Origin of the sequence: Burkholderia sp. b14 (assembly GCF_900156195.1) — a bacterium.
Taxonomy (GTDB): domain Bacteria; phylum Pseudomonadota; class Gammaproteobacteria; order Burkholderiales; family Burkholderiaceae; genus Mycetohabitans.
In genome coordinates this window covers 2,182,863-2,203,985 of record NZ_FTPJ01000003.1, presented here as the reverse complement: position 1 = coordinate 2,203,985, position 21,123 = coordinate 2,182,863, and the positions used below count along the sequence as shown (strand labels likewise).

The 21,123-nt window shown below is 62.3% G+C and carries 21 protein-coding genes; 12 read left to right on the top strand and 9 right to left on the bottom strand.

The features are described from left to right. Positions 1–27: 27 nt before the first annotated feature. Positions 28–642: a YqiA/YcfP family alpha/beta fold hydrolase gene (locus B0B13_RS14660; protein ID WP_076796934.1), complete on the bottom strand. Its 615-nt coding sequence runs from the start codon at positions 640–642 to the stop codon at positions 28–30. Further along, positions 639–2,033: a UDP-N-acetylmuramate:L-alanyl-gamma-D-glutamyl-meso-diaminopimelate ligase gene (gene mpl, locus B0B13_RS14655; protein ID WP_076796933.1), complete on the bottom strand. Its 1,395-nt coding sequence runs from the start codon at positions 2,031–2,033 to the stop codon at positions 639–641. The genes B0B13_RS14660 and mpl overlap by 4 nt, the downstream gene beginning before the upstream one ends. Before the next feature lie 159 nt (positions 2,034–2,192). On the opposite strand from mpl, the gene B0B13_RS14650 reads away from it, so the two are divergent. From B0B13_RS14650 to B0B13_RS14605, 10 genes are all read left to right on the top strand, one after another. Continuing rightward, positions 2,193–2,813 (top strand): UDP-N-acetylmuramate--alanine ligase, encoded by a 621-nt coding sequence (locus B0B13_RS14650; protein ID WP_076797349.1) that lies wholly within the window; start codon positions 2,193–2,195, stop codon positions 2,811–2,813. A 91-nt stretch (positions 2,814–2,904) separates the two neighbouring features. Beyond that, entirely contained in the window at positions 2,905–3,510 is a 606-nt protein-coding gene (locus tag B0B13_RS14645; protein ID WP_076796932.1) for a TlpA family protein disulfide reductase, read from the top strand. Positions 3,511–3,783: 273 nt separating this feature from the next. Next, positions 3,784–4,233, top strand: coding sequence for a type II 3-dehydroquinate dehydratase (gene aroQ, locus B0B13_RS14640; RefSeq protein ID WP_076796931.1), 450 nt, complete (start codon positions 3,784–3,786; stop codon positions 4,231–4,233). Positions 4,234–4,310: 77 nt separating this feature from the next. Beyond that, complete coding sequence (accB, locus tag B0B13_RS14635; protein ID WP_076785476.1) at positions 4,311–4,781, top strand: acetyl-CoA carboxylase biotin carboxyl carrier protein; 471 nt, start codon at positions 4,311–4,313, stop codon at positions 4,779–4,781. 15 nt (positions 4,782–4,796) lie between these two features. Then, positions 4,797–6,164, top strand: coding sequence for an acetyl-CoA carboxylase biotin carboxylase subunit (gene accC, locus B0B13_RS14630; RefSeq protein WP_076785477.1), 1,368 nt, complete (start codon positions 4,797–4,799; stop codon positions 6,162–6,164). A 5-nt stretch (positions 6,165–6,169) separates the two neighbouring features. Further along, a complete protein-coding gene (gene prmA, locus B0B13_RS14625) occupies positions 6,170–7,069 on the top strand; it encodes a 50S ribosomal protein L11 methyltransferase (RefSeq protein ID WP_076796930.1) in 900 nt (299 codons plus the stop codon). Between the two features lie 66 nt (positions 7,070–7,135). Further along, positions 7,136–7,933 (top strand): zinc-ribbon and DUF3426 domain-containing protein, encoded by a 798-nt coding sequence (locus B0B13_RS19570; RefSeq protein WP_076796929.1) that lies wholly within the window; start codon positions 7,136–7,138, stop codon positions 7,931–7,933. 85 nt (positions 7,934–8,018) lie between these two features. Beyond that, entirely contained in the window at positions 8,019–8,519 is a 501-nt protein-coding gene (tpx, locus tag B0B13_RS14615; protein ID WP_076785480.1) for a thiol peroxidase, read from the top strand. Positions 8,520–8,681: 162 nt separating this feature from the next. Then, a complete protein-coding gene (locus B0B13_RS14610) occupies positions 8,682–9,620 on the top strand; it encodes a carbohydrate kinase family protein (RefSeq protein WP_076796928.1) in 939 nt (312 codons plus the stop codon). A gap of 17 nt (positions 9,621–9,637) precedes the next feature. Further along, entirely contained in the window at positions 9,638–10,114 is a 477-nt protein-coding gene (locus tag B0B13_RS14605) for an outer membrane lipoprotein (protein ID WP_076796927.1), read from the top strand. Positions 10,115–10,220: 106 nt separating this feature from the next. Here the strand turns inward: B0B13_RS14605 and B0B13_RS14600 are convergent, their stop codons facing one another. The 6 genes from B0B13_RS14600 to B0B13_RS14570 all read right to left on the bottom strand — a co-directional run bounded on the left by B0B13_RS14600 (position 10,221) and on the right by B0B13_RS14570 (position 18,307). Then, positions 10,221–10,916: a histone H1-like DNA-binding protein gene (locus tag B0B13_RS14600; RefSeq protein ID WP_212667370.1), complete on the bottom strand. Its 696-nt coding sequence runs from the start codon at positions 10,914–10,916 to the stop codon at positions 10,221–10,223. A 362-nt stretch (positions 10,917–11,278) separates the two neighbouring features. Further along, on the bottom strand, positions 11,279–12,514 hold the full coding sequence (locus B0B13_RS14590) for a ribonucleotide-diphosphate reductase subunit beta (RefSeq protein ID WP_076797348.1): 1,236 nt from the start codon (positions 12,512–12,514) through the stop codon (positions 11,279–11,281). A gap of 391 nt (positions 12,515–12,905) precedes the next feature. After that, complete coding sequence (locus B0B13_RS14585; RefSeq protein ID WP_076796925.1) at positions 12,906–15,884, bottom strand: ribonucleoside-diphosphate reductase subunit alpha; 2,979 nt, start codon at positions 15,882–15,884, stop codon at positions 12,906–12,908. A gap of 347 nt (positions 15,885–16,231) precedes the next feature. Beyond that, positions 16,232–16,855: a 1,6-anhydro-N-acetylmuramyl-L-alanine amidase AmpD gene (gene ampD, locus B0B13_RS14580; protein WP_076787442.1), complete on the bottom strand. Its 624-nt coding sequence runs from the start codon at positions 16,853–16,855 to the stop codon at positions 16,232–16,234. A gap of 124 nt (positions 16,856–16,979) precedes the next feature. Next, entirely contained in the window at positions 16,980–17,318 is a 339-nt protein-coding gene (locus tag B0B13_RS14575) for a PP0621 family protein (protein WP_076785486.1), read from the bottom strand. A 59-nt stretch (positions 17,319–17,377) separates the two neighbouring features. Beyond that, positions 17,378–18,307, bottom strand: coding sequence for a cytochrome C assembly family protein (locus B0B13_RS14570; RefSeq protein ID WP_076796924.1), 930 nt, complete (start codon positions 18,305–18,307; stop codon positions 17,378–17,380). Between the two features lie 128 nt (positions 18,308–18,435). On the opposite strand from B0B13_RS14570, the gene ffh reads away from it, so the two are divergent. Then, positions 18,436–19,803 (top strand): signal recognition particle protein, encoded by a 1,368-nt coding sequence (gene ffh / locus B0B13_RS14565; RefSeq protein WP_076785488.1) that lies wholly within the window; start codon positions 18,436–18,438, stop codon positions 19,801–19,803. Between the two features lie 114 nt (positions 19,804–19,917). After that, a complete protein-coding gene (locus tag B0B13_RS14560) occupies positions 19,918–20,466 on the top strand; it encodes a hypoxanthine-guanine phosphoribosyltransferase (RefSeq protein ID WP_076796923.1) in 549 nt (182 codons plus the stop codon). Between the two features lie 55 nt (positions 20,467–20,521). Here the strand turns inward: B0B13_RS14560 and B0B13_RS14555 are convergent, their stop codons facing one another. Continuing rightward, positions 20,522–21,118, bottom strand: a complete 597-nt coding sequence (locus B0B13_RS14555; RefSeq protein WP_076785490.1) for a MarC family protein — start codon at positions 21,116–21,118, stop codon at positions 20,522–20,524. Positions 21,119–21,123: the final 5 nt, after the last annotated feature.

Genomic DNA, 21,123 nt, shown 5'->3' with positions numbered 1-21,123 from the left:
CCGCGTGCGCCGCCCGGGGGTCCAGTCCTACGCCGCGGCGGGTCCGCGGCCGGTGTCGATGCCGCAAAACGCGAGCACGTCATCCAAGTACGTCGCAAAATCGCTGATCGCATGGTCGCCGCCATTGATCAGCGTGGTGCGCACACCGGCGTAGTGCGCAAGCATCTCCCGGTAGTCGAGGACTTCGTCGCCGGTCGCGGCAATCAGATGATACCGCTCGGGCCGCGTGATCGCGGCGACCTGCAGCGCACCCAACTCGTCGAGATGATGCGGCTCGACAACGATCGAGCCGCCGCCGTGCCACAACGGCTGCTCACCGAGATACGCGGACAAGTCGCGCTGCGGCACCACCGCCGGGTTGAGCAGCATCGCCGGCCAGCCATGTTTTTCGGCCAGATAGGTGGCAAAAAAACCGCCCAGCGAGCTGCCAATCAGCGTGACCGGCGCGTCGCGATCCGCCGCACACGCCTGTTGAGTCTGTTGGACAAGTCGCTCAGCCAGCGTGATCGTCTCGCGCGGCGACACCGGCAATTGCGGGCACAGCCAGTCGCCGGCTCGACCGAGCCGCGCCAGCCGCTCGGCCAGCAAGCGTGCTTTGAACGAGCGGGGCGAAGAGCGAAATCCGTGCAGATAGAGAATCATGCCGCCCCTCGGTTCGCCAGCGCGTCAAGCAGCTTCTGGTGCACGCCGCCGAAACCGCCGTTGCTCATCACGAGCACATGATCACCGGCACGCGCAACCGAGGCAACGGCCCGCACCAGTGCGTCGAGGTCATCGAAGGCGTGCGCCTTGTCTCCCAGCGGCGCAAGCGCCGCCCCGAGATCCCAGCCCAGCGCGTCCTTGCCCGAGGGCGCACCATAACCGAACACCAGATCGGCGCCTGCCAGACTTGCCGAAAGCTGCAACTTCATCGTGCCGAGTTTCATTGTGTTCGAGCGCGGCTCGAGCACCGCAAGAATCCGGGCGTGCGGCACATCGCCGATGCGGGTACGCAAGCCGGCAATGGTCGTGCCAATCGCGCTCGGATGGTGCGCGAAGTCATCGTAGACGGTAACACCATCGACGCTGCCGCGCACTTCCATGCGGCGCTTCACGTTGCGAAAACCGCCAAGCGACGTCGCCGCCTGTGCAGCCGGCACACCGACGCTGTGCGCGGCCGCGATCGCAGCCAACGCATTCATCCGGTTGTGCTCGCCTTGCAGCGGCCAGTCGACCACGCCCACCCGTTGCGCACGCCAATACACCGCGAAACGCTCGTCTGCCGGACCCACCTCATCGGCCGGCAGCGCCTGCCACCCACCCTCGACGCCGAAGCGCTCGACCTCGCTCCAGCAACCGTGGGCCAGCACGCGCTGCAATGCGTCATCGGCGCCGTTCACGACGATCCGCCCGGTCCTTGGAATGGTGCGCATTAGGTGGTGAAACTGCGTCTCGATCGCCGCCAGGTTGTCGAAGATATCGGCATGATCGAATTCGAGATTGTTCAATATGGCCGTGCGGGGCCGGTAGTGGACAAACTTGGACCGCTTGTCGAAGAATGCGGTGTCGTACTCGTCTGCCTCGATCACGAAAAAGCTCGAATCGCTTAAACGGGCGGAGATGCCAAAGTTCAACGGCACGCCGCCGATCAAGAAACCGGGATTCATCCCCGCGTCCTCAAGCAACCACGCGAGCATCGACGCTGTACTGGTCTTACCGTGCGTACCGGCGACGGCCAGCACCCATTTGCCGGCCAGCACGTGCTCCCCCAACCACTGCGGGCCCGACACGTAGGGCAAGCCGCGATCCAAAATCGCCTCCATCAGCGGATTGCCGCGCATCACCACATTGCCGACGATGAACAGGTCCGGCTGCAACGCCAGTTGTTCTTCGCCATAGTCCTGGATCAACTCGATGCCCTGGCTTTGCAACTGGGTGCTCATCGGCGGGTACACACCGCTGTCGCAGCCCGTGACCTTGTGACCTGCGGCACGCGCCAGTACGGCCAGGCCGCCCATGAACGTGCCGCAAATCCCGAGAATATGAATGTGCATAGCGTTGAGTCCGTCCACCGAGCCGGCGCGGCCCGCGCCACATCGTCGAACTGCGTCCGGAACTGGCGTGGAGTAAAGTGCGATATTGTAACCGAGGGGCCACACGCGACGCGGCCGCAATGCGCGGCGCGGGTGCGAACTGCGGGTATCATGACTGCTATGGCTTCGAAACTGCACCTGGAGCGGGACCGCGTGCGCGATGAAATCGCGATGGTAGCCGCGCGCCTGATCGCCGAAGATGGGCTCGACTATGCCAGCGCCAAGCGCAAGGCAGCCCGGCAGATCATCGGCCAGACGCGTGTTGCTGGCGAATGGTTGCCGGATAATGACCAGATCGAGGAAGAAATACAGGAATATCTGGCGTTGTTCCATGGCGATACGCAACCTGGCATCCTGCGGCGGCTGCGTGAAACCGCGCTGAACTGGATGGCGCAGCTCGCACAGTTCGACCCCTACTTGACCGGCGCAGTGCTCAACGGCACGGCCAGTGTCCATTCGGACATCCATCTGCAAGTGTTTTGCGACAATCCGAAAGAGGTGGCGATCCACCTGCTGAACGCCGGCGTACAGTACGACGTATCCGAGACGCGTCATTTCGCTGGCCGGAGAGCGGTCGAGACATTGAGCTTCATCGCCCGCGACGGCGACGGCAACGCGGTCGGCATCCATGTCGCGCTGTACGACACGGATGATTTGCGTGGCGCAGTCCGCGCCGACGCGCGCGGACGGCAGACGCGTGCGAACGCGGCGTCGGTCCGGGCGCTGCTCGATGCAGGTTAAATGGCAGCGACAGATGCGCACGCCCGTACTGCACCGCAGCCCGGAACCGATACAGGCTGCAGCACTTCGCCCTTGTTTTAATGGAAATGCGATGAATGCGACGTTATATTCTAGCTTCCTGTTTGCTTCTCCTGCGTCAGCGCCGACACGCCGCACCCGTGCCGCGCGGCTCGCAGCGGCCTGCTTACTGTGCGCGCCGCTGCCTGCCTGCGCAGCGCAGCCAGCGGGCGCCGCGCAGTCGGCATACGCCGTCGCGCCGCCCTACACGGCACACGACGATGCGGTACGCGCGCTGTTTGCTAGTTCGCTGCCCGATCCGGCAGGCCAGCCTCAGCCTTTGGCCCAGTATCGCGGCAAAGTCACCGTGGTGAACTTCTGGGCGTCGTGGTGTGCGCCATGCGTGAAAGAAATACCGGCGCTGTCCAGGTTACAACGCCGCTACGCGGACAAAGGGGTACGTTTCGTCGGCATTGGCGTCGATTCGGCACGGAATGTATCGCAATTCCTATCCAAGGTGACGATCGGCTATCCGGTCTATGTAGCCGGCTTTGGCGGCGCAAACTTGGCTCGTCAGTTCGGCAACCAGGCCGGCGGATTGCCGTTCACTGTGGTCATCGACAAATCGGGGCATGTTCGCTACTTGAAGCTGGGTGAAATCGACGCGGCGCGGCTGAGCATGAAACTGGACGCGCTATGACATAGGCGGAACAGTCGGTGTCATGCGGCACGCCAGCGCGGCACTCGCGTACCAGTCACCGACAGCGCGTGTCGATCACAAATTACATGGTAATTTATTGATAAATTGTAGACGTTTGCCGCTGTTGCCCGCTTTTTGTCGCTCGATCGACTACAGTTACAGTTGCCATGCTTTGACGAACCCCCGTTCTTTTAACGGTAAACGCGCCGAAAACTGGACACTTTTTTCGAATCAGCGGTAAAGTGCGCGCAACTTCGCAGAAAACGAACTCCCATGAGTCTTCGCATCCTGGTCGTCAACGGCCCCAACCTGAATCTGCTCGGCACGCGCGAGCCGCAGACGTACGGCAGTACGACGCTCGCCCAGATCGAGCAAGCGCTGGCGGAAAAAGCCGCCGCCGCGGGGGCGGCGCTCAGTTGCTTCCAGAGCAATCACGAGGGCGAAATCATCGAGCGCCTGCACCAGGCGCGCGACGAGCAGATCGGCTTTGTGCTGATCAACCCCGCCGCCTTCACGCACACCAGCGTTGCGATTCGCGACGCAATCGCGGCAACCGGGATCCCGTTTGTCGAGATCCATTTGTCGAATGTGCATCGACGCGAGGCTTTCCGCCATGCGTCGTATTTCTCCGACTTGGCGGAGGGCGTGATCTGCGGGCTCGGCTGGCGAGGCTACCTTTACGCGCTGGACTTTGCGCTGGAGCGCCTGGGCCGGACGCATTGACGTCTTTTTTTCTGGCAACACCACACTTTCGCTATCCCGGGCCTGGCCCGGACGCCACATCAATTTGGGGACCTCCGATGGATCTACGCAAACTTAAAACCCTGATCGACCTGGTATCCGAATCCGGCATTTCGGAGCTCGAAGTCACCGAAGGTGAAGGCAAGGTGCGGATCGTCAAGAACGCGGCGCCCGTCTATCTGCCGTCCCAGGCACAATATGCCCCGGCGCCGCAGGTCACCGGTGCGTCCGGCGCGCCGGCTGCCCCGTCGGCTGAGTCCAGCGCACCCGCGACTCCCGCCGCCGCCACGCCGCAAGGCCATGTGGTCACCTCGCCGATGGTCGGCACATTCTACCGCGCGCCATCGCCGGGGGCCGATCCGTTCGTGCAAGTAGGCGATTCGGTCAAGGAGGGTCAGACGATCTGCATTATCGAAGCGATGAAGCTACTCAACGAGATCGAAGCCGACAAGACGGGCATAGTCAAGGAAATCCTCGTTGAAAACGGCCAGGCCGTCGAATATGGCCAACCGCTGTTCGTCATCGGCTAACGGGTCGCATCGCCTATGTTTGAGAAAATACTCATTGCCAACCGCGGCGAGATCGCACTGCGCATCCAGCGCGCGTGCCGCGAGCTTGGCGTCAAGACGGTTGTCATCTATTCGGAAGCCGACAAGGAAGCGAAGTACGTGCGCCTTGCCGACGAAGCAGTCTGCATCGGACCGGCGCCATCGAACCTGAGCTACCTGAACATGCCGGCGCTCATCAGCGCGGCGGAAGTCACCGACGCCGAAGCGATCCATCCGGGCTACGGCTTCCTGTCCGAGAACGCCGACTTTGCGGAGCGGGTCGAGCAGTCCGGCTTCACGTTCATCGGCCCGCGCCCGGAGACCATCCGGCTGATGGGCGACAAGGTTAGCGCCAAGCAGACGATGATCAAGACAGGCGTGCCGTGCGTGCCGGGCTCGGACGGCGCGTTGCCGGACGATCCGAAGGAGATCGTCAAGATCGCGCGCTCGATCGGCTATCCGGTGATCATCAAGGCGGCCGGCGGCGGCGGCGGGCGCGGTATGCGGGTCGTGCATACGGAAGCGGCACTCGTCAACGCGGTCAACATGACACGCGAAGAAGCCGGTCGCGCGTTCGGCAACCCGCAGGTCTACATGGAAAAGTTCCTGGAGAATCCGCGACACATCGAGATCCAGGTGCTGGCGGACTCGTTCAAGAGCGCGGTCTGGCTCGGCGAGCGCGACTGCTCGATGCAGCGGCGCCACCAAAAAGTGATCGAAGAGGCGCCGGCGCCTCACATCGCGCGCCGGTTGCTCGACCGGATCGGCGACCGCTGCGCCGAAGCGTGCAAGAAAATGGGCTACCTGGGTGCCGGCACGTTCGAGTTCCTGTACGAGAACGGCGAATTCTACTTCATCGAAATGAACACCCGGGTCCAAGTTGAGCACCCGGTGACCGAGCTGATCACGGGCGTGGATATCGTCCAGGAGCAGATCCGCATCGCAGCAGGCGAGAAACTGTCGGTGCGGCAACGCGACATCGCATTTCGCGGTCACGCAATCGAATGCCGGATCAACGCGGAAGATCCATTCAAGTTCACGCCATCGCCGGGGCGGATCACATCATGGCATGCGCCTGGCGGCCCGGGCATCCGCGTCGACTCACACGCGTACAATGGCTACTTCGTGCCGCCCAACTACGATTCGATGATCGGCAAGCTGATCGCATACGGTGCGACCCGCGAACAGGCGATCAACCGGATGCGTATTGCGTTGTCCGAGATGGTGGTCGAGGGTATCCAGACGAATATCCCGTTGCACCGGGAATTGATGCTGGACGCCAAGTTCGTCGAGGGCGGCACCAGCATCCATTACCTCGAAGATAAGTTGGCTGCCAAGCAGCAGGCCGCCCCTAAGGAAGCGTAACGGGCATGAGCTATCGCGAAGTCGTCGTCGAAGTTGATCGCGAGCGCGCCGAGCCGTTATCAGGCGCGTTGCTCGAGCTTGGCGCGTTGTCGGTCTGCGTCGAGGACGCCGACGCAGACACGCCGCACGAACAAGCGCTGTTCGGTGAACCCGGCCTCGTGCCGGAGCGCGCCGCGTGGACGCACTCGCGGGTGATTGCCATGCTTGCCGCGGAACAGGACCCCACCGTGTTGCTGGCGGCCGCCGCGAATGAGGTCGGCCTATCCACACCGCTGGCCTTCACTGCGCGTGACGTCCAGGAGCAGGACTGGGTGCGACTGACGCAATCCCAATTCGAGCCAATCCATATCGGCCAGCGGATCTGGGTCGTGCCATCATGGCATGAGGCACCGCAGCACGACGCCGTGGTACTGGAACTCGACCCGGGGCTCGCCTTTGGCACCGGCAGCCATCCGACCACACGCCTGTGCATGGAATGGATCGAGCAGCACGTGCGTGCCGGCGATTCGCTGCTCGACTATGGATGTGGCTCTGGCATCCTGGCGATACTCGCGCGCAAGTGCGGTGCCACGCCGGTCGTCGGCATCGACATCGACCCGCAGGCGATCGACTCGGCCCAGCACAACAGCGAGCGCAATCACGTCGACGTCACGTATGGGCTGCCCCACGAGTGCCCCGCAAACGAGTTCGATGTGGTCGTCGCCAACATCCTGTCCAATCCGCTGAAGCTCATGGCTTCGATGCTGGCCTCCAGGGTAAAGCCGGGCGGAAGACTTGCGCTATCCGGGGTGCTGGCGCGCCAAGCGGACGAAGTCGCGGCGGCCTATGCGCGCCACATCGAGCTTGCCGTTTGGCGTGAACAGGACGGATGGGTATGCCTGGCCGGGCAGCGACGAGATAATTAATCAGAACACCGGTACCTCAACCGATTGACCGGCGCGCGGTGCGCCGGTTCAGGGTAACCCGTTAACATGACGCTCACCACCCGCTGTCCCCGCTGCGGTACCGTCTACCAGCTCGTCGCCGATCAATTGAAACTGCACCACGGCTTGGTGCGCTGTGGTCATTGTCAGGAGATCTTCGACGGTGCGGCCCGGCAAGTCGAACCCTTGTTGCTGACCAACGTCGCCGTGCAACCCGACGACGGGTCCGACGCGCGGGACACCGGGCCATCACCCGGCCGGGCCGCATGCAAGCTGATCGATAACGGCCCCTTGGAGCCCACTTTCCACCCGCACGGCGTCAGTGCGCCGTTCTCCGTGACGCGGGAAATACCTGTGCCGAGCCATCGCGGTACGCTGCGCCGGATGGACTGGCTCGTCTCGCTCACGCTGACTGTGTTGCTCATCGTGCAGATTGCTTGGTGGCAACGGGAAAAAATCGTAACCGCGTGGCCGCGCACCGAAGCAGTCTACACGCTCGCGTGTGCACAGTTGGGCTGTATCGTGCCACCGCCGCGCGACATTGATGGACTGGCGATCGAACAAACCTCGCTGCGGCAAACTGGCACCGCACACCAACTCGAGTTGCACTTCAGCTTGCACAACCGCGACGCGGTCGCGCTCGCCTATCCCGACCTGGAAGTGACGTTGTTGAGCAGCAACAGTGATATCGTCGTGAGGCGCGTGCTACGGCCCAGCGAGTACCTGCCGTCGGTCGCGTCCGAACACCGCGGCGTGCCCGCACGCACCGTGCAGCCCATCGCCGTGCGGCTCGATGTCGGCAGCGTCGATGCGGCAGACTACCGAGTGCAGATTTTCTACCCGTGACGCGCGGTATGCGCGCCACCCCATCGTTGACCCGGCGGTAAGCACTCGGCTCGAGCGCCCACCGCCACCATCGCAGGAGCAAACCATGAGCCAAGTCACTCTCGGGGGTAACCCGATCGAAGTCGCCGGTACGCTGCCGGCCGTCGGCCAGAAGGCGGCGCCATTTTCACTGGTCGGCAAAGGCCTCGCGGAGGTGAAACTCCATGACTTCGCTGGCAAGCGCAAGGTCCTGAACATTGTGCCGAGCCTGGATACGCCCACCTGCGCAACATCGACGCGCAAGTTCAACGAAGCGGCAAGCAAGCTGGAGAACACCGTCGTAATCGTGATTTCGGCTGACTTACCGTTTGCAGCGACGCGGTTCTGCACGACCGAAGGCATCGAGAACGTAATCACGGCGTCCACGTTCCGTAACCGAGCCTTCGCCAGCCAATACGGGGTGGACATCAAGACCGGCCCACTGGCCGGCTTGACCGCGCGCGCCGTTGTCGTGCTTGATGGGAACGACAACGTGCTGCACGTGGAACGGGTGTCGGAAATTAAAAACGAACCGAATTACGACGCGGCCCTTGCTGCATTGAAATAAACTCTCCCTGCCTGCCGCCACCCGGCGCAGGTGACCGGCTCGATACCGGCCGTGCGGCCACGAGTGTATTGTGCCCGGCGGCTGGTGCAAGCACGCACCTGCCTGTCGGCGATACGCGCGGAGGGCGATCCGGCACTTAACCTATCATAAGGAATCACCACTGTGGCCACACTGATCTGCGGCTCGCTCGCGTACGACAACATCATGACGTTCGAAGGGTACTTTCGCGAGCACATCCTGCCCGACCAAGTCCATATCCTGAACGTCAGCTTCCTCGTCCCGTCCATGCGCCGTGAATTTGGCGGCTGCGCGGGGAATATCGCATACGGCCTGAAGTTACTGGGTGGCGAGCCACTGATCATGGCGACGCTCGGCGAAATCGACGCTCAGCGCTATCTGGAGCGACTCGACTCGCTGGGCATACGCCGTGATTGGGTGCGCGTGCTGCCGGATACGCACACGGCACAGGCCATGATCACGACCGATCAGGAAAACAACCAGATCACCGCGTTTCATCCCGGCGCCATGCTAATGAGTCACCTGAACCGCATCAGCGACGCGCAGGATGTCACGCTCGGCATCGTCGCGCCGGACGGTGCACAAGGCATGTGCGAGCATGCGGAGCAATTCGCGCAAGCGAACATCCCGTTCATGTTTGATCCGGGCCAAGGGCTGCCGATCCTCGATGGCGCCCAGCTGCGCCGGATGATTGAACTTGCGACCTACGTGGCAGTCAACGACTACGAAGCGAAACTCTTGAGCGACAAGACCGGGTGGTCCGTATCGGACATCACGAGTCGCGTCGACGCGCTGATCATCACGCTCGGTGCGCAGGGTGCGACGATTCATCACCGCAACGGCGTCGAAGCCATTCCGGTCGTGCCGGCAGAGCGGGTCGTCGAGCCTACCGGTTGTGGCGATGCGTTCCGCAGCGGCCTGCTCTACGGCATCGAAAAGGGCCTGGACTGGGCCACCACCGGACGCCTCGCGAGCCTGATGGGCTCGATCAAGATCGAGCATCAAGGACCACAGACCTACGCATTGAATCGAATCGAAATCGGCGCCCGTTTTGAAGCCGCATTCGGCTATCGCTTGTTTTGAGCTATGGGAGAATAACGATGATGATCAACAGACACGTTACGCTCGTCGTGATGCTGTCTGCCAGCCTCTCGCTGGCAGCGTGCTTTACGCCCGCTGGCTCGGCCGATGTCTACACCGTATCGCAAGCGCAACGCGAACAGACAGTGCGCATGGGAACCGTGGAAAGTGTGCGGGCAGTACACATTGCTTCGGATAACGAAGGTGGCGCCGCACTTGGGACGCTCGGCGGGGGTGCGCTTGGCGCGGTGGCAGGCAGTTCGATCGGGGGTGGCCGCGGCTCGATCCTGACCGGCATCGTCGGCGGCATTGCAGGCGCAGTGGCAGGCAATACCGTTGCTCAACGGGCCGGCACCTCCAACGGCCTGGAGATCACGGTGCGGCTCGATAACGGCGACCTGCGCTCGATCACGCAGGCGGCCACCGGCGAGCTATTCCGTGCCGGCGATCGCGTCCGGTTGCTGTCTGCGGGCGGCATCACGCGCGTGACGCATTGAAAAAACATCCCGCACTGGGCGCGCGCCCAGTGCGGGATGTCATGTCGCTCGACGACTCGTGGGGTGCCGGCGTGTCGCAACGCACCGGCCCTAGTCGATGTGTCGATTACGGACGGCCGCCAGTCGGGAATGGCCATGCCGCAGCCGGGTTCAAGGCGGTCTTCACCGCGTTCGCCTGCACAGCCGGCGTCGGCGTCGCAGGGGCGGCAGGGGCAGCAGCAGCCTTCTTCGCCGCCGCCTTCTTCGCAGCCGGCTTCTTGGTTGCGGTCTTCTTCGCCGGCGTCTTCTTCGCCGGGGCCGCCTTCTTCGCAGCGACCTTTCTAACCGCAACCTTCTTCGCCGGCGCCGCCTTCTTCGTGGCCACATTCTTCGTGGCGACCTTCTTCGTGGCCACATTCTTCGTGGCGACCTTCTTCACGGCGACTTTCTTCGCGGCGACTTTCTTGACCGGTGCCGCTTTCTTCGCTACCGCCGCTTTCTTCGCCGGTGCTACCTTCTTGGCCGGTGCGGCCTTCTTCGCTGGTGCGGCCTTCTTCGCTGGTGCGGCCTTCTTCGCGGCGACCTTCTTCACAGCAACCTTCTTGGCGACAACTTTCTTGGCCGGCGCCGCCTTCTTCGCCGGGGCCGCTTTCTTGGCCGATGCTGCCTTCTTCGCCGCGACCTTCTTCGCAGCGGGTTTTGCTGCTGCTTTCTTTGCAGCCGGTTTTTTCTTCGCAGTAACCATCTTTTTCTCCTTCAGGTTTAGATGAGAGTTACAAACACCCTTCGTCAAAACCCGCTTCCCGCCAACGCGTTTTTTCAACGCGGCGGCTGCGAAGCGGATTATTCATCGGCGTACGCACCTACATCCTGCTTACGCTAATGAATGCGGCAAGGCGCACGAGACCGACCTAGCGGCTGCGTGCGCCAAAACACGACCGGCATCGCTGCCGGTGAATGATTTGAAGCAGTCCGACACGCGACACCGCGGCCGGAGGCTTTTCCGGGGGTAGTTTGCCCATCCCACTGAAGGGTTCGCACAGTGCCGTTCGTCGTCAGTCGGCTATCCAGGCGGTCAGGCACACATTGCATCAGGCGGCGCTTCTCCTAAACCCGTGCGACACACGCGGCGGCGTCATCGCCGCCATCGCGTGCTGCACACCCCTGCCTATTCACTGGTACGCGTTATTCCCAACTCAGCGCACCACCGGTTTGATATTCAATCACTCGCGTCTCGAAGAAGTTGCGCTCCTTCTTCAAGTCGATCATCTCGCTCATCCACGGAAACGGATTTTCCTCATTCGGGAACAACGACTCCAGGCCGATCTGCTGGCAGCGCCGATTGCAGATGAAACGCAGATAACTTTTGAACATGCCGGCATTTAAGCCCAGCACGCCGCGCGGCATCGTGTCTTCTGCATACCGGTACTCGAGTTCGACCGCATGCTTGAATAAACCGCGAATCTCTTCACGAAATGCCGGCGTCCACAAATGCGGATTCTCAAGCTTGATCTGGTTGATCAGGTCGATGCCGAAGTTGCAGTGCATCGACTCGTCGCGCAGGATGTACTGGTATTGCTCGGCGGCACCGGTCATCTTGTTCTGCCGACCCAACGCCAGTATTTGCGTGAACCCGACGTAGAAGAACAGCCCCTCCATCACGCACGCGAAGACGATTAACGACTTCAGCAACTTCTGGTCCGCCTCGAGCGTGCCGGTCTTGAACGATGGATCGGTCAACGTATGAATGAACGGGATCAGAAATTCGTCCTTCGCACGGATCGATGACACCTCATGGTACGCATTGAAGATCTCACCCTCGTCCAGGCCGAGCGACTCGACGATGTACTGGTACGCGTGCGTATGAATCGCTTCCTCGAATGCTTGGCGCAGCAGGAACTGACGGCATTCGGGCGCGGTGATGTGGCGATACGTGCCAAGCACGATATTGTTCGCCGCCAACGAATCGGCCGTGACGAAGAAACCCAGGTTGCGCTTGACGATGCGGCGCTCGTCGTCAGTCAGCCCGTTTGGATCCTTCCAGAGCGCGATGTCGCGGGACATGTTGATTTCCTGCGGCATCCAGTGGTTCGCACAGCCGGCGAGGTACTTCTCCCACGCCCACTTGTACTTGAACGGCACGAGCTGATTGACGTCGGTCTTGCCGTTGATGATCCGCTTGTCGGCCACGTTCACGCGGGCCTCGGGTGCAGGTGCGGGCGACGCGTTCGGTTGCTGGCCCGGCGCGACAGCAACATCACGCGTGAAGATATCCTGTGCCAACGGAGCGGACGTACCCGCAGCTTGCGCTGCGTACCCGGCGGACGATGCCGCGGCTCCAGTCGCCGTCGTTTCTCGCACCGTTGGTTGCGCAACGCTCGGGGGAGTTACGGCAGTAATCTCGTCATCCCAGTTGAGCATAAATGTCACCATCAATTTAGATCGGTTTGTACCATCTTTTCACCAGCGATAAAAGAGTCCACTGATGAAAAACGCTCTTTTGATCTCGCATTGAGACCTTCATACAACACTTTGATCGATGTGATCGTCGAGGTCTTCGCATCGGTTGCATCACAACCCGGATCGACGCATCGCTTCATATCGATCGGCGCGGCAAGTGCGCCATCCGTTTCATCGCACTCGCCGCACTGCCATGCGCGTGGCTACCGCTCATCGCGCGTATCATGCGTCACACGATGCACACGCGATGCGTGCAAAGCAGCGCTCGTCACGTGCCTTATCGTGTGCCGCATGCAGTATGCCCGCAAGCAGTTTCAGACAACACGGTCGAGCACGCTCACACGCCAACGCATCACTGGCACGCTTCACACTCGTCGAAGCCTGCATCGCCAGGACGCAGCATGCAAACCGGTCCTGCGATCTCATCTTGTGATCCCGCATCGGCAGCAGCGTGCACACCGGCGTTGTGCGCCGTCGCGCTGCCCGACACGCCACCCGCGCCATGCATCGCGCCCACCCCACCGTCGCTGGATGGCACCGCATTGAGCGCGCCGTGCGCAACCGTCGACTTCTCAACGTGCGTCGCGGCGATTGTGCGCAGGTAATACGTCGTCTTCAAGCCGCGCAGCCAGGCGAGCTTGTAAATTTCGTCCAGCTTCTTGCCCGACGCACCGGCCATGTAGATGTTCAACGACTGCGCCTGATCGATCCACTTCTGCCGGCGCGCCGCCGCTTCCACGAGCCATTTCGGATCCACTTCGAACGCGGTTGCATACGTCTCGCGCAGATCGGCAGGAATACGATCAATGCGCGCCAGCGATCCATCGAAGTACTTCAGATCGGCCACCATCACCTCGTCCCAGAGCCCGCGCGCCTTCAGGTCACGCACCAGGTATTCGTTGACGACCGTGAATTCGCCCGACAGGTTCGATTTCACATACAGGTTCTGGAACGTCGGCTCAATGCACGCGGACACGCCAATGATGTTCGAGATCGTTGCGGTCGGCGCGATCGCGACGCAATTCGAGTTGCGCATGCCGTGCGTAGCGATGCGCTCGCGCAGCGCGGCCCAGTCCATCGTCTCGGACGAGTCGACCTCGACATACCCGCCGCGCGAGTCGGCGAGCAACTTCAGCGTGTCCTGCGGCAGGATTCCGCGGTCCCACAGCGAGCCGCGGTACGACGAGTATCGGCCGCGCTCGCTCGCCAGTTCGGTGGACGCCCAGTACGCGTAGTAACAGACGGCTTCCATCGAGCGGTCCGCGAACTCCACCGCCTGCTGCGACGCATACGGCGTGCGCAGCAGGTGCAGGCAGTCCTGGAACCCCATGATGCCCATGCCGACCGGCCGGTGCTTCAGATTCGAGTTGCGCGCCTTGGCAACCGCGTAGTAATTGATATCAATCACATTGTCGAGCATGCGCATCGCCACGCTGATCGTGCGCTTGAGCTTATCGTGGTCCAGCACATAGCCGCCGTCCGCGCCTTGCTTCATATGCGCGACCAGGTTGACCGAGCCCAGGTTGCAGACCGCGATCTCGTTGTCGCTCGTGTTCAACGTGATTTCAGTGCACAGGTTCGACGAATGCACGACGCCCACGTGCTGCTGCGGCGAGCGCACGTTGCACGGATCCTTGAATGTAATCCATGGGTGGCCGGTCTCGAACAGCATCCCGAGCATCTTGCGCCACAGTTGCGCGGCCGGAATCTTCTTGAACAGCTTCAATTCGCCGCGCGCAGCCTTTTCCTCGTAAGCGACATACGCCTGTTCAAACTCAGTACCGAACTTTTCATGCAGGTCCGGGCAGGTCGACGGCGAGAACAGTGTCCAATCGCCCCCCTCGATCACCCGCTTCATAAACAGATCCGGGATCCAGTTCGCAGTGTTCATATCGTGCGTGCGGCGGCGATCGTCGCCGGTGTTCTTGCGCAGTTCGAGAAACTCCTCGATGTCTAGATGCCAAGTTTCGAGATACGCACACACCGCGCCCTTGCGCTTGCCGCCCTGGTTAACCGCGACCGCCGTGTCGTTGACGACCTTCAAGAACGGTACTACGCCCTGCGACTTGCCGTTGGTGCCCTTGATATGCGAGCCGAGCGCACGCACGCGGGTCCAGTCGTTGCCGAGCCCGCCGGCGAACTTGGACAATAGCGCGTTTTCCTTCAGTGCCTCGTAGATGCCGTCCAGGTCGTCCGCGACGGTCGTCAGGTAGCACGACGACAGTTGCGAGCGACGCGTGCCGGAATTGAACAGCGTCGGCGTTGAGCTCATGAAATCGAACGTCGACAGCACATTGTAGAACTCGATCGCCCGCGCCTCGCGATCGATTTCGTTCAGCGCGAGCCCCATCGCCACCCGCATAAAGAAGGCCTGCGGCATTTCAATACGCTGCCCGTCCACGTGCAGGAAGTAACGGTCGTACAACGTCTGCAGCCCGAGGTAGCCGAATTTCAGATCGCGCGACGCATCCAGCGCGTCACCCAGCTTCTTCAAGTCGAATTGCAGCAGCTTCTCGTCGAGCAACTCAGCCTCGACGCCTCGCTTCAAGAACTGCGAGAAGTACTCCGCATAGCGCTCGCCCATCTCGGACTGCAACACCTCTTCGCCAAGGATCTCGCGGCGGATCGTATGCAGCAGCAGCCGCGCGGTGACCTGGCTGTAGGCCGGCTCCTTCTCGATCATTGTGCGCGCGGCAAGGATCGCCGAGTCGTAGACCTGCGACAATGGCACGCCGTCGTAAAGATTCTTCACCGTTTCGGCGACGATCGGCTCCGCGCTGACCGCCTCGCCGAGCCCGTCGCAGGCGGCCGTGATCACATTGCGCAACGCGGCAAGGTCCAGCGGGCGCACAATGCCATTGTCGTTAACGTTCAATCCGCCTTGCGCCGGCTGTTGCGCCACTTCGTGCGTGCGCTCTGCAGCGCGTTTCTCGCGATACAGCACGTAGGCGCGAGCGACATTGTGCTCGCCGGCCCGCATCAGCGCGAGTTCGACCTGGTCTTGAATGTCTTCGATATGGAACGTGCCGCCGTTCGGCCGGCTGCGCACAAGCGCGCGCACGACCGCCTGCGTCAGCGTCTCAACTAATTCGCGCACGCGTGCCGACGCGGCGCCCTGGCCGCCATTGACGGCAAGGAAGGCTTTGGTCACCGCGATCGCGATCTTGGACGGCTCGAACGACACCACACTCCCGTTGCGGCGAATGACCTTGTAGTCGGCAAGCGTCGCCTGCGGCGCCAATGCGCGCGCGCCATGCGCAGCGCCACCACCATGCGGCAAGCCAGCTGCGGCATTGGGCTGTTGGGACGTGACGTTCTCGGTGGTTTGCATGGGCAAAACTCCTGATCTTGTGTCGTGCGGTGAATCCGCGTTCTTGGAACGAGCGGGGCGTGGCACGGCGTATTGGCGCGGTACCGCGGCGCCCCAAAAAACGATGTCTGAGAAGGCAATGCGGCGCCGTCGATGTCAACGAGGCGCCGCATAAAAACCACAATATCTAGTAGCGACGCTGCCGCCACACACCAACTATAGTGGAAATTTACCCCAGATTCCACGAATAAATTTGCGTTCGGAGACTTGACTTTTTGGCATGCGCCACCGGTTGTGGGCTCGCCACCACGCAAGCGCAGAGACGCCGCACGCCCTGGCGTCGCGGCGTGCACCCGCGCGACACCCGTTCAGCGCAAATAGGGGAAAAACGTCGCCGGCAGCGCAAGCTGCGCACGCAACCGATGCCAGTCGAAATGCGGCCCCGGATCGGTCTTGCGACCCGGCGCGATGTCCGCATGGCCGACCAGCGCGGTGATGGGATAACGCTCACACAGTGCGGCACACAATCGCGTCAGCGTGTCGTACTGGGGCGCCTCGAACACGTGCTCGTCCGAGCCCTCCAGTTCGATGCCGATCGAAAAATCGTTGCAGCGTTCGCGACCGACGAAACTCGACGCGCCAGCATGCCACGCGCGCTCATTGCACGAGACGAATTGCAACAATTTGCCGTCCCGCCGCACAAAAAAGTGCGCCGATACACGCAGCCCGCGCAGTCGCGCATAGTACGGGTGCGCATCGCAATCAAGTTGATTAAGGAACAGCGCCGCCACCGCATCACCGCCAAACTGTCCCGGCGGCAGACTGATGCTGTGCACCACCACCAGCGTCGGCTCGACTCCTGCGGGACGCGCATCGAAATTCGCGCACGGCGTGTGCCGGGCGGGCCGGGCCCACCCTAGCACATCGACCACGAGGCGCGCCGGCGCGGCAGCGCCCTCGCCGCGCGGCGCGCCCGCCGCTGGATCAGTCATCGGGCCGGTCATCGGACCCGTTGTCGTTGTCAGGCCAATCGTCGGATCGGTCATCGGGCACGCCGTGCGACTCGTTGCCGCTGCGTCGTCGTTCACGGATTTCTGCGCTGCGCACATCGCCCGCTCACCGCGCATTATCGCGCCTGGCCGGCCGGACCGCGTAGCGGACAGCATGCTCGTTGGAACAAAAGGGCTGGCCTTCTACCGACACCGTCTCGCTCACGGGTACGTGTACGCCGCACTGTGCGCAACGCACTATGGCCTCCGGCAGTGCGCCGTCACCGGCGGCACCGGTGCGCCGCGTGCCAGCCGCGCCATCAGCGCGACCCTGTTCGGCCTGCGGGCGCATGGATTCCTGTTCCGCCTTGGATTCGCGGCTGGCATGCCGATCACGACGCGCGCCCTGACGCCACAGCCACTGGATGGCGAGAATTACAAAAAGCCAAAAGAGGATGCGGGCCATGACGAACGAATAAGCACACAGGAAACGATTCGGATGCCACCGCGAGCCGACTGTGTCAATCAGACCACCGCGCGATGCAACAGCACTTCCAGCACGAAGCGGCTGCCGACATACGCGAACAGCAGCGCCGCGAACGACGCCAACACCCAACGCAACGCGGTGCGACCGCGCCAGCCGCGCCGATGACGGCCCACTAGCAACGCGCCGAACATGATCCATGACACGAACGCGAACACGGTCTTATGATCCAGCTTGACGGCCTGGGCAATCAGTTGCTCGCTGAACCACACGCCGCTGATCAGCGCCAGTGTCAGCAGCAAGAAGCCAGCGGTGATCAGGCGAAACAGCAACTTTTCCAACGTCAACAACGGTGGCAGCGTATCGAACCAACTCGATAACCAGTCACGCGCGGGTGGCCCCGGCGTGCGCCGCCCGGCCACGCCGCGCAGCGCGTGCAGCCGGCGCTCGACCAGCAACATGAGGATCGCATGCAACGCGGCGATCGCCAGCAACCCATACGCAACGTTAGCCAACACGAAGTGGACCTTGAACAGCGGGTCCGCCGCATAGGCCAGCACGTGTATGCCGCCGAACAGCAGCGGCAGCAGCGTAGCCACACAGGCAATGGGCATCAGCAGCAGTCGCAGCCCGTCGAGCCGGAAAAAGAAACTCTCGATCCAGTAAATGCCCGCGCCGAGCCATAGCATTGCCGACAGCGCGAAGGCAAAGCCGAATACCATCGCATCGGCCGGGAAGATCGTCATATGCAGCAGCACCCCATGCAGCACCAGCGCGGCGAACAGCACCGCGCGTGCCACCGGTGACATGCCGTTGCCGGCGCCGCGGCCGGACGCCGCCGGCAACGCGGCTACCGGCGCCGCGGCCAGCAGCGTGCCGTGCGGATCGCGCACGTGCCGATGCGACCGCCAGGCGGCGATGCCAAGGCTGCCATACAAAAGCGCGGTGAAGGCATACAGTACAATGTGCATAGTCATTCAGTTTACACTAGCGCCCCGCCGCCGGCCCGGATCTCGCTGCCCCCGTGTGTCTTGATGCACCCGGACCGCGCCACCCGCCCGGGCTCGCGCCGATGCGCGGCAAACCGCACGTAACTCCCATGCTCGACAATCTCACACAACGTATGGCGCGCGTCGTGAAGACGCTACGCGGCGAAGCCCGGCTCACCGAGGCCAACACGCAAGAGATGCTGCGCGAGGTACGCCTGGCACTGCTCGAGGCAGACGTCGCGCTGCCGGTGGTGCGCGAGTTTATCGCGAAGGTTCGGGAAAAAGCGCTTGGTGAGGAAGTGATTAGCAGCTTGACCCCCGGCCAGGCGCTGGTCGGTGTCGTACAACGCGAACTGACCGCGGTGATCGGTGGCGACTACGAGGGCAAGGCGGCCGAGTTGAACTTGGCAGTCACGCCGCCAGCGGTGATCTTGATGGCGGGCCTACAGGGTGCCGGCAAGACCACTACGGTCGGCAAGCTGGCCAAGCTGCTGCACGAGAAGCAGAAGAAGAAAGTCCTCACCGTATCGTGCGACGTATACCGGCCCGCGGCGATCGCGCAGCTGAAAACCGTCACCGAGCAGGTCGGCGCGGATTTCTTCCCGTCCCAACCAGATCAAAAGCCGCTGGATATTGCACGGGACGCATTGGACTGGGCCAAGCGGCACTACCATGACGTATTAATCGTGGACACGGCGGGCCGGCTCGGCATCGATGATGCGATGATGCAGGAAATCGCCGCGTTGCACGCGCAGCTCAAGCCGGCCGAGACGCTATTCGTCGTCGATGCGATGCTTGGCCAGGACGCGGTCAATACCGCGAAGGCTTTCAACGACGCGCTGCCGCTCACCGGCGTCGTGCTGACCAAACTCGATGGCGACTCGCGCGGCGGCGCGGCGTTGTCGGTACGCCACGTGACCGGCCGGCCGATCAAGTTCGTCGGCGTCGGTGAGAAGCTCGACGGTCTAGAGACGTTCTACCCAGAACGGATGGCCAACCGGATCCTGGGCATGGGGGATATCCTGGCGCTGGTCGAGGAGGCGCAGCGCGGCGTGGACGTGCAGGCCGCGCAGCAGCTCGCCGAAAAGGTGAAGAAAGGCGGCGCTTTCGACCTGAATGACTTCCGTGCCCAACTGTCACAAATGAAGAAAATGGGTGGCTTATCGACGCTGATGGACAAGCTGCCGGCGCAATTCCAGCAGGCCGCTGGCAACGCCGACATGTCTCAGGCCGAAAAACAGATGCGCCGCATGGAAGGCATCATCAATTCGATGACGCCGGCCGAGCGTGCCAAGCCGGAGCTAATCAAAGCAAGCCGCAAGCGACGCATCGCGACCGGCGCCGGCGTGCAGGTACAGGAAGTGAACCGGATGCTGAACCAGTTTGAACAGATGCGCGGCATGATGAAGAAGCTCAAGGGCGGCAACCTGCAAAAGATGATGCGCGGCATGAAAGGCATGCTGCCCGGGCTACGCTGAGCCGAACAGCCGCGGCGGCTGCCATCGCGGGTTTTCTCTGTGGAGCCCGCGCCGTTTTTTGATTCACACTCTTTTTAATTCACACTCTCTATTAGGCCCCTCGCCGAGATCCCGATGAACCGCGAAGAAGCCCTGGATATTTTCCGCCACTCCGAGGAGATCGTACCGTCCGCCGACGTGGCGGCGTCAATCCAGCGGATGGCCGTTGCAATCCGCGACGCGATGAGTGACGAGTTCCCGCTTGTGCTGTCCGTGATGGGCGGTGCCGCGGTGTTCACCGGCATGCTGCTGCCGCATCTGGACTTCCCGCTCGAGTTCGACTATATCCATTTGACCCGCTATCGCAACACGACACGCAGCCATGACATGCAGTGGCGCGTGGCACCGGCCGAATCAGTCAAGGACCGAGTCGTGCTGGTGCTCGACGACATCCTGGATGAAGGCGAAACGATGGCAGCGATCCGAGACCGGATCATCGAGAAAGGCGCGCGTCGCTTCGCTAGCGCGGTGCTGTGCGAGAAGATCCTTGCGAAGACTAAGCCGCTGCGCCCCGATTTCTGTGGTTTCCAAGTGCCGGATCGCTATGTGTTCGGCTGCGGGATGGACGTCAACGGGTATTGGCGCAACCTGTCTACGATCCGCGCGCTGAAAAGCGACGCCTGAGCCCGGTGCCGGCCACCGCGTCGGCCCGCCTGTTTTCGCTCCGGGCCTGCAACCCTTAAAGCTGTCGCATGAAGATCCGGATACCCTCAAGGATCATCTCCACCGAAATGGCGACCAACACGAGTCCCATCAACCGCTCGAACGCGGCAACGGTGCGCGTGCCGAGCCATCGCTGGATCTTATCGGCCAATAGCAGCACGATCGCGCACACGGCCATCGTCACCGTGAGCGCGCCGATCCATTCGAGCATCTTGCCTGGTGCCTGCGACGTCAGCAGCATAACGGTCGCGATGGCGGACGGTCCCGCCAGCGCCGGAATCGCAAGCGGCACGATCAGCGGCTCGCCGAGCGGATCGCCGCCGAACGGACCTTCCGCGTGCGGAAAGATCATCCGGAGCGCAATCAGAAACAGCACGATCCCGCCCGCCAGCCGCAACGACAAATCAGTTAGGTGCATCATGCGCAGGAACGCGTGGCCAGCGATCATGAATACCAGCAGGATGACGAACGCGATCGCCACTTCGCGCAGGATCACCTTCGGGCGCCGCTCTCGCGCAACATTGCGCAGCACATTGATGAACAATGGGATATTACCCAACGGATCCGTAATCAGGATCAGCAGGACCGTCGCGGATAGAAATGTGTATTGCACGGCCG